Origin of the sequence: Streptomyces niphimycinicus, from assembly GCF_018883605.1 — a bacterium.
Lineage (GTDB): Bacteria > Actinomycetota > Actinomycetes > Streptomycetales > Streptomycetaceae > Streptomyces > Streptomyces niphimycinicus.
Genome location: NZ_JAHLEM010000401.1, coordinates 1 through 2,752 on the forward strand (window position 1 = coordinate 1; position 2,752 = coordinate 2,752).

Annotated in this window: 1 protein-coding gene; it reads right to left on the minus strand. The window is 72.1% G+C overall.

The annotated features are described in order from the left end of the window. Window positions 1–2,752: SDR family NAD(P)-dependent oxidoreductase (locus KN815_RS30470; protein ID WP_216345094.1), on the minus strand; the 2,752-nt coding region annotated here is incomplete at both ends.

A 2,752-nucleotide genomic window follows, 5' to 3' on the forward strand; every position in this document is an offset into this window, starting at 1 on the left:
ATGGTCAGCGCCTCGCGGGGGGCGATCCCGAAGAACACCGGGTCGAATTCGTCGGCGTCGTAGACGAAGCCGCCGCCGCTCGCGTAGCTGGTGCCCGTGTTCTCCGGGTCCGGGTCGTAGAGGTCGTCGAGGTCCCAGCCACGGTTGGTCGGGTAGGCGCTGATCACGTCGCTGCCCTCGGAGACCAGTCGCCACAGGTCCTCGGGAGTGCGCACCCCACCGGGGAAGCGGCAGCTCATCGACACGATCGCGATCGGATCGTCGTCCACGACTGTGCCCGTCGCCACCGGCAGGTCGTCCACCGGCGCGGGGTCGGTGCCCTGCACCTCACCCAGGATGAAACGGGCGAGCACGGTCGGTGTCGGGTAGTCGAAGGCCACGGTGACCGGCAGGTTCACACCGGCGGCCGTGCTGAGGCCGTTGCGCAGCTCCACCGCGGTCAGCGAGTCGAACCCGATGTCCCTGAAGGCCCGGTCCGGCTCCACCGCGTCGGCGCTCGGGTACCCGATCACCTCGGCGGCCTGGGACCTGACGAGGTCGAGCACCTCCGCCTCGCGTTCGACGGCCGACAGCCCCTCGAGGCGCTCGGCCAGCCCGGAGAGTGCCGCGCCCAGCTCGGCCTGCGCCGCCTCCAGGGCCTGCCGCACCTCCGGCAGCTCGTTCAGCAGCGGACGCGGCCGGGCCGAGGCGAAGCCGGGGGCGTAGCGCTCCCAGTCCACGTCGGCGACGGTGACGTCGACCTCGTCGTGATCGAGCGCCTGCTGAAGGGCGTCGACGGCGAGTTCGGGCACCAGCGGCGGCATACCGCGCCGCTTGAGCTGGGCCGAGGTGGCGTCGTCGACCAGACCGCCGCCGCCCCAGGCACCCCATGCCACCGAGGTCGCGGCCAGCCCCTGGGCCCGGCGCTGCTGCGCCAGGGCGTCGAGGAAGGCGTTCGCGGCGGCGTAGCTGCCCTGACCGGCACCACCGACGGTTCCGGCGTAGGAGGAGAAGAGGATGAACGCGGACAGATCCAGGTCCTGGGTCAGCTCGTGGAGGTTCACCACGGCGTCCACCTTGGGCCGGAAGACACCCTGCGTCCTGGGGACGGTGAGGGTGTCGATGAGGCCGTCGTCCAGCACACCGGCCGCGTGCACCACCGCGGTCAGCGGGTACTCCGCGGGCAGCCCGTCGAGGAGCTCCCGCAACGCGCCACGGTCGGCGGCGTCACACGCCGCGACGGTGACCCGCACGCCGAGAGCGGTCAGCTCGTCCCGCAGCTCGGCCGCGCCGGGGGCGTCCAGGCCGCGACGGCTCGTCAGCACCAGGTGCTCGGCGCCGCCACGGGCAAGCCAGCGGGCGAGGCGACCACCGAGGGCACCGGTACCACCGGTGATCAGGACACTGCCGCCAGGCTGCCAGGTACGAGCCGGCCTGGCGTCGCCCAAGGGCGCCCGGACGAGCCGCCGGCCGAAGATCCCGGAGGCGCGCACCGCGACCTGGTCCTCGTCACCGGAGCGCCCGATCAGGCCGACCAGACGGTTCAGCACCCGGTCGTCGATCGCGTCCGGCGACTCGGGAAGGTCGACGAGACCGCCCCACCGCTGTGCGTACTCCAGGCCGACCACTCGGCCCAGACCCCATACCAGGGACTGCCTGACGCTGCCGACCCGGTCGGAGCGGCCCACGGACACGGCTCCGGTGGTGGCGAGCCAGAGCGGCACATCGATGTCGATGTCGCTCAGCGCCTGGACCAGGGTCACGGTGCCGGCGAAGCCGCGCGGAACGCCCGGGTGTTCGGCGAGTGCCTCCTCGTCGAGCGCGAGCAGGGAGAGCACTCCGTCGATCGCGAGCGTCCCCTCCTGCTCGGAACCGTCCGCGGAGAGCACGCGGGGGGCCGCGTCCCGGAGGAGTTCGGTCAGCGACGACCGCTCCGGCTCCGTGTCGTCCAGGTCGACCCGCACCATGCGGGCACCGTGGCGCTCCACGTCCCGCGCGATGCGCTCCGCCAGTTCACGGGCGGCGTCGACCGGCGGGACGACGACCATCCAGGTACCGGTGATCGGGGCGCCCTGCTCCTGCTCGGAGCCGGACGACGGCTGGTCGATCAGGGGCTTCCAGTTGATCCGGTAGCGCCAGTTGTCGACGGTCGAGCGGTCACGCCTGCCGCGCCGGTACGACGACAGGGCGGGCAGCACCGCGCTCAGCGGCGCCTCCCCGTCGAGCTCCAGCGTCTGCGCCAGTCCCTCGAGGTCCTCGCGCTCGACGGCATCCCAGAACCGGGCGTCCACCGCGTCGGCCTCGGACACCGGGGCGTTGCCGAACCCGGCGTCGTCGGCAGGCTCCGGCCAGTACCGCTGCCGCTGGAAGGCGTAGGTGGGCAGGTCGATCTGACGGGCGCCCTGTCCGGCGAACACCGTCGGCCAGTCGACACCGGCCCCATTGACATGCAGCTCGGCGATCGAGGTCAGGAATCGCTCCAGGCCGCCCTCGTCGCGCCGCAGCGTGCCGATGACCACGGCCTGGGCCTCGGCGGCCTCCACCGTCTGCTGCACCGGAAGGGTAAGCACCGGATGCGGGCTCACCTCGATGAACACATCATGCCCGCTGTCGAGCAGGGTGCGGGTAGTGGCTTCCAGCTCGACGGTCTGCCGCAGGTTGCGGTACCAGTACTCGGCATCCAGACCGGCCGTGTCCACCAGCTCACCGGAAACCGTCGAATAGAACGGCACCTCGGAGGAACGCGGCGCGATGTCCGCCAGAACCTTCAGCA